The organism is Embleya sp. NPDC059237 (assembly GCF_042754105.1).
Lineage (GTDB): Bacteria > Actinomycetota > Actinomycetes > Streptomycetales > Streptomycetaceae > Embleya.
Map to the genome: position 1 here is coordinate 20,588 of NZ_JBHZAE010000040.1, position 6,418 is coordinate 27,005.

The following is a 6,418-nucleotide window of genomic DNA, read 5'->3' on the forward strand; positions in this document are numbered from 1 at the left end:
GGGGGGCGGCGGGGGCGCAGGGCCCGCCGGGGGCCCGGGGGCCCCTGCTGTCTAGGCGGGGGGCCCCGCTGTGGGGGGCGCTGGGGCGGTGGGGGGGTCGGAGCCGGCTGCAACGGCTCCGACCACACCGGGGTGGGCTTGGGCCTGTACGGAGTTGTGATCAGCTCTGTACGCAACCTGATAGAACACTGTCGTGGCGCGACGTGCACTCGACGATGAAGAGTGGCAGTTGATCGAACCGTTCCTGCCGATAGGCGCGTTCGGGCCGTATCTCAGAGCGTTTGCGGGGCCGGTTCGAGGGCGTGATCCGGCGGTTTCGCACCGGCAGTCAGTGGCGGGAGATGCCGCCGGAGTTCGGGACCCGGTCGACGGTCCACGACCGTTTCCGCCGGTGGCGCGATGCCGGTGTGTTCGCGGCTCTGACGGACGCGATGATCACCGTGGCCGCCGGTCGCGGGCAGGTGGACATGTCCCTGGTCGGTGTGGATTCCACGGTGGTGCGCGCCCACCGGGACGTGGCGGGTCTGACAAGGCCTACTCCTCGCGCGTCAACCGCGCCCACCTGCGTGAACGCAACATCAAGGTGGTCATCCCGGAGAAGGCGGACCAGGCCGCCCACCGGAAACGCAAGGGCAGTCGGGGCGGACGACCCCTCTCCCACGACGCCGACCTCCACCGCGATCGCAACACCGTCGAACGGCTGATCAACAAGCTCAAGACCTGGCGCGGACTGGCGACCCGCTACGACAAAACCCCCGAAAGCTTCCAGGCTGGACTTCACCTGCGCTGTGCCCAATTGAAAGGTATTGGGCTTAAAGGTCCGAAAGTTTTGCTGTGCCCGACATCAGTAGGTTTCCCTGTGCGTCCCGGGCTATGAGATCTTTGGCCCCTCCGCCCGGAACCACAGCGTAGGCAAAATAGCGGCGAGTCGGGTCCGCGGGAAAAGAATGCATCTTTACTGAATGTGCACTCGCGGTGTCGGGGCCGGAACGCTCGAGGGTCGCGACCTGTGCACCGACCATGCCATGTACGACGACCAATCTGCTGTTCCCATCGAAGCCGAAGTTGAGTTGCCTTTGTTCCGTGGTCCTAGGGAAGCAGGCCAAACCCACTCCTTTCCCTTGTACTTTTGCTGCCGTGCATATTTCGTTGTTCTTTCGAACCAGTTCGACACTCCATTCGAGGTTTGCTGTCTTGCCGTTTTCGACGGCTGCAACCTTATCCATGGGTGGCTGGGACTGCCGGGCGGGCGATGAAGCATTCGAAGAACATCCCGTAATAACGGATAATAATATAAGCAAGGGGAGTATGGAGCGGAATCCTGGCATTGGCGCTGGTCTCTTTTCTCTGATCACGGTATCGCTCGGATCCCGGGGCGATTTGCCTTTCTCTTGCGGTGCTGGCCGAGCAGCCCCCGGCCGGCATGGCCGGCCGGGGGCCGGGTGGTTACGCGTACGATTGGAAGCCGGCGCTCGAGCATGGGGCGGAGAATCCGTTGTTTTCGTTGACGTCCTGGCCGAACCAGCGTACGTAGTACCAGGTGCCCGGCGAAACGCTGTTCTGGAAACTTTGAGAGTATGTGTTGCCGTTGGAAGGCCAGCTCGTCGTCGACCTGATTTTGACCTTGTCCGAGGTCCGGGTCAGCTGGACGTAGAACTTCACGGCGGACAGGCCGTTGCAAGCGCTTCCCCATACAAGGGCGCCGTAGCCTTCGGCCAAGCCGTCGCTGCCTGCGTGGTAATCGCCCGCTCCCCAACTGTTGCTTGCGGAACCGGCGTTGGCCGGTGCGGCGAGAGCCAGGGAACCGACGAGCGAGCTGCCCGCAACAAAGGCGGCGGTTAACACTCGACCGATCTTCTTCATTTCTTCTCCCTCGATCATGGATGGGTCGCCATTCGAACGGTGAACCGTCTGATTGGTTGACGCGATCATATGAGTCTTCGACCATTGTCTACCAGAGTCATTTTCGCGCCAGAATCGGATCCCTGATTTCTGGTCCAATTTCCGAGAAAATCTGACATTTGAATCCGGCGCGATGGAAACCCGCACGTAGCTTTCCGTAGTCGACCGGTGCCGGTTTGTCCGTCATTTCGGAGTTCTCCCGGGATTGCTGTGATCATCTGTCACCGGTATCGGGGTAATGACGGCAGAGCGGGGCCGACGCAATGGAATGACTCTGGGGAGCCGATAATTGTCCGATCTTCGACCATGTTGTTGGTTTCCATGGGACGTAATGGGGTTAGCCGCAGCAGACCGCGCGGCCGCTGTTTTCGACCGTGCCTCCTCGGTTGTACTGATGGGTATAGATTTCGCTTATTTCATCAGTTGTCCAGGATTGATATCCGTGCCTGTGTGCGATCAGGGAAGTCGAGCCGAGATAATCCCTTGCCATGAAAGATGACGGGGTGTGTCGGCCGACTGTCGCAAGCTCCTGCTGTCCGCGCCTGAAGGGGTTTCTCGCCCTGGTGGTGCTGGTGGTTGGCTTCGCCGGTGTGGCGTTTTGGTCTTGGTGGTCTGCGTGGCACCTGCCCTCCTGGGACCGACAAATGGATCTTCATGTGTACATCGGAGCGGTACGAACGGTGGGCGATGGAAGGCCGCTCTACGACTACGCGGCGGAAAACGGAGATCCGTTCACATATCCACCATTTGCCCTCATGGCGTTCTGGCCGCTGGGTTGGGTGTCAGAGCCAGTTGCCCGAATCCTCTGGACGTTAGCCACATTGGCTGCGGTGATCGGAATCGTGGCTGCGATGGTTGTGCGACACGGAACCGGGGGAGGGCGTCGCCATGTGATGTTCACACTCTTGGGCGCCTCGATATTGGCATGGTCGGCACCGCTGCAGAGCAACCTGCGCTTCGGTCAAGTCAGTATCTTTCTGGTGCTGTTGACGTTCGTTGACGCACTAGATCTGACTCCTCGTCCGCTGCGCGGAATCCTGGTCGGCGCCGCGGCGGCGATCAAGCTCACACCGTTGCTGTTCGTGCCATACCTGTGGCTCACTGGCCGGCGCCGTGATGCCCTACGCGCCGGGACGACGTTCGCGGCGTGTACCGGCCTGGCCCACCTTCTCTGGCCATCGACGTCGACCACGTTCTGGAGCGATGCGATCTTCAGTACGTCGCGAATCGGAAACCTCGCCGCAACCGGCAATCAGTCGCTCAACGGTGCCCTCATACGAGTTGGAGTCGTTCCGCCGGAACGGACCGTGGCCTGGTTGGCTCTGTCCGCGCTGACTTGCTTCGTGGCGTTGATCGCCGCACGCCAATGTCATCGCGAGGGTCGGTCGACGCAAGGGGTGATCGTCGTCGGCTGCGCGACGGTCGCGGCCTCCCCGGTTTCATGGACTCACCATCAGGTTTGGCTCGTGCTCGGGGGGTTGTTGTTGGTCACAGGCCCTCGTGTGACCCGGATGTGCGGAGCCGTGGTACTCGTTGTCATGACGTTCAGCATGGGCGCGTGGCTTCCGGGAAGCTTCGTGCGTGAGAACGTGCGACTATTCGCTGGGCTGGCGTTGTCCACATGGGGACTCGCGTCGCTTTGGGGCCGGGGCCCGAGGACAGTGGGGCTCCTGCCGGGCGTGCGACTGGCGTTACGACCACGTACTGCGATGATTTGTGCCGCTTTTCTTGCGGTGGCCGCCGTCGGGGTACTGGTTGTCGTTCGTGAACCGCCTGTCGTCGTGCGCTTCGAAACGCAGGAGCACGGCGAGGCAGCGCAATGGGACCCGCGAACGAACGAATGCATGTCACGCGGCGCGAAACCCAACTCCAACGGAACCCTAGGCGGATATGGCTGCTTCAGCGCCGTGGACCCCGCCGGCGGTACCCGACTTAACTTCGGTGTCTCCAAGGAGGCCCCGGACGGGGTGGTGAGGATCCAAGGGCAGGTCGGCCCGGATGTGAAGCGCCTGATGTTCATCCCCGTAGAGGGCACGAAACCGCTTGCGGTCCCCCTTCTGCGGAAACCCGAACCAAGCAACGGGCCAGATACGCCGCATCAGCCAGGAGCAGGAATCCCAAAACACTCCACACCCCCAGGAACGAACGGGGCCGGGGGCATCACGGGCCTGCGCAGTTTTTCCATAGTTGCGACCAATACCGACCACGCCCGACTCCTGGCCTACGGGGAGGACGGAAGGTTGTTGTCGCAACAAAGTGACAAGCTCCGCGAGTACTGAGTGTGAGTGTGCGGGTTGGTGTCAGCGGGTTGCCGGCAGTGGTTCCGGGTCCGGTTTCTCCTTGTTGAGCTGGGCTTTGTCGATCTGATCGCGGGATTCATTGCTGTCACGGGGTGACCGAACCGCTGTCGTGGCGTGCCCAAGAGCGCTAGCACATGCGTGGTGTGGCTGTCGTGGGGATGCACATTCCTGTGTCACCCGGCGCGAGGGCGGGGTGTGCTTGCGCCCATGAGCGCCAAGTCGTCTCCGCCGCCGGTGTCTTCGGCCCCGGGCGAGTCCCGCACGCCGCCGCCGTCCGCCGCGGCACAAGCGTTGTCACCCGCGTTGGTGTCTCAGGACCATGCCTTGACTCGCCGGTTGGTGGTGGGCCGTCTTCTCGCTCTGGACCAGGCCGGGACATTGGAGACGGTCCACGTGCGGATCGCCGCGGCCGCGGCGTCGGTGGCGCCGCGCACCGTGTGGCGCTGGCTGGCGATCGCCCGCGAGTCCGGACGGGCGGAACCCGCCCGGCGTCTCTCCTTCACCGTCACGGACGAGTTGTGGGCGTGTCTGTCGGACCTGGGCGGGAACGTGAAAGCCCTCCACGACTGGATGCGGGAACACCCACACGAGGCCCTGCCGTCGCCGACCGCGAACACCCTGCCGTCCCTGACGACGCTCTACCGCGCCGTGCAGCAAGAGCAACGCGCGGGTCGTGTCCTGGAGATCTCCCGGCCCGCGCACGCCCGCCGGGACCCGGACCGCTACGACCGCGCCCTGGCCGAACTCGCCCTCCCGGGCACGGCCTGCGAGACCGGCCGGATCACCCTGCCGCCCCCTGCCGCCCCCTGCCGCCCCCTGCCGAGCAAGCCGCGGCCGCGGCCGTGACCGGCCCCGCCGCGACCCGGCCGTCGCCGTTCGCGCACGGCGCCTGCCTGTACACACCCGGCGCGCATGTGGTGTCGACGCGCCAACTCGGCCAGGTCACCGAAGCACTCGTTCACACGGTCGCCGCCCACGGGATCGTGTGCGTGTACGGCGACCCCGGCCACGGCAAGACGATCGCGCTCCACCAGGCGCTGCGCCTGCTCCCGCGCCGCGTCCCGACACACCTCGCGCTGGTCGCGGTGAAACCGGCCCTACCCCAACTGCGGGCCGCGCTGCTCACGGCGTTCGGCCTGCCGGCCGCCCACCTGACGAACCGCACCGACGCGGCCGACCGCACGCTCCTGGACGCCCTCGCACCCCCGGGCGTGCTCGTGATCGACGACGTCCAACGCATCGCCGCCCCCGAGCTGGACTACCTCCGTCTCCTGGCGGACGCCCCCACCACCCACACCAGCCTGGTGCTGTGCGGCGCGGGCGCCGAACGCACCCTGGCACGCGCTCCCGCGCTGGCCTCCCGCGTGCTGACCTGGCAACACGTGCCACGTCTGGAGGCATCGCAAGTCCCCGGCGTGCTGCGCCTGTTCCATCCGCTGTGGGATACCGCGACCGACGAGGACCTGCTCCACACCGACCGGGCGCACGCGCGGGGGAACTTCCGTACCTGGGCGAAGATCACCTCCCACGCCTACGCCGCCCGCGACCGCGATGCCGCCACCGGGGTGGACCGCACGTTGCTGACCTGGGCCTGCGCCCGCCTCGGTCCCAACCCCTGACCCATCGCCGATCCACCGCTCCCACGGCAGGAACAAGGGGACTCCGATGACGACCACCCCCCACGACGACACGACTCGGGAGTCTTCGAGACCCCAAGCCGAGCCCGCCCTCGACCCCGTGTCGTCGACCGCCCTGCGCGCCCCGGCCGTCCGCCGCCTGCTCGCGCTGCGCGCCGAGCGCCGCCTCACCCGCGTGCACGTCCACACCACGGCGCGATGCCTGGGAGTGTCGGAGCGCACCGTATGGCGCTGGCTGGCCGATGCCACCACGACACCCGCCACCGCCGCCTCCCCGGGCGCCCGCCGCAGCGACCGGTTCGAGATCACCCCGGACATTCGGGTGCTGCCGGCCTATTGGCGCGGCAACGCCTCCGCGGTCCACCGTGAACTCGTCGCCCGCGCCCGTACGGCCACCGGTCCCGGGACGCCGGCCGGCGACCCCGCCGCACCCGCCTCACCACCGCACCGCCCGGGCGGCATGCCGCGGGAGTATCAGGATTTAGGCTCTTCCAAGATTTTCGTAACCGTTGGTTGTTTCAGCTGAGCAGGATGCGGTGGCGGAGGAGGGGGTAGCCGGCTCGGCCGTAGGTCTGCCGC

At 65.6% G+C, this 6,418-nt stretch carries 5 protein-coding genes and 1 pseudogene; 5 read left to right on the forward strand and 1 reads right to left on the reverse strand.

Going from position 1 to position 6,418, the window contains the following annotated elements:
• Nucleotides 1–193: 193 nt before the first annotated feature.
• Nucleotides 194–877, forward strand: a pseudogene (locus ACFXKZ_RS51375) (transposase).
• Nucleotides 878–1,446: 569 nt separating this feature from the next.
• On the opposite strand, the gene ACFXKZ_RS51380 reads toward ACFXKZ_RS51375, so the two are convergent.
• Nucleotides 1,447–1,863, reverse strand: a complete 417-nt coding sequence (locus ACFXKZ_RS51380) for a hypothetical protein (protein WP_380015149.1) — start codon at nucleotides 1,861–1,863, stop codon at nucleotides 1,447–1,449.
• 527 nt (nucleotides 1,864–2,390) lie between these two features.
• On the opposite strand from ACFXKZ_RS51380, the gene ACFXKZ_RS51385 reads away from it, so the two are divergent.
• From ACFXKZ_RS51385 to ACFXKZ_RS51400, 4 genes are all read left to right on the forward strand, one after another.
• Complete coding sequence (locus ACFXKZ_RS51385; RefSeq protein WP_380015152.1) at nucleotides 2,391–4,181, forward strand: glycosyltransferase 87 family protein; 1,791 nt, start codon at nucleotides 2,391–2,393, stop codon at nucleotides 4,179–4,181.
• A gap of 345 nt (nucleotides 4,182–4,526) precedes the next feature.
• A complete protein-coding gene (locus tag ACFXKZ_RS51390; RefSeq protein ID WP_380015155.1) occupies nucleotides 4,527–5,048 on the forward strand; it encodes a hypothetical protein in 522 nt (173 codons plus the stop codon).
• Complete coding sequence (locus ACFXKZ_RS51395; protein WP_380015158.1) at nucleotides 5,045–5,821, forward strand: AAA family ATPase; 777 nt, start codon at nucleotides 5,045–5,047, stop codon at nucleotides 5,819–5,821. Before ACFXKZ_RS51390 ends, ACFXKZ_RS51395 begins: the two co-directional genes overlap by 4 nt.
• Before the next feature lie 46 nt (nucleotides 5,822–5,867).
• Nucleotides 5,868–6,365, forward strand: coding sequence for a helix-turn-helix domain-containing protein (locus ACFXKZ_RS51400; RefSeq protein WP_380015161.1), 498 nt, complete (start codon nucleotides 5,868–5,870; stop codon nucleotides 6,363–6,365).
• The last annotated feature ends 53 nt before the right edge of the window (nucleotides 6,366–6,418 follow it).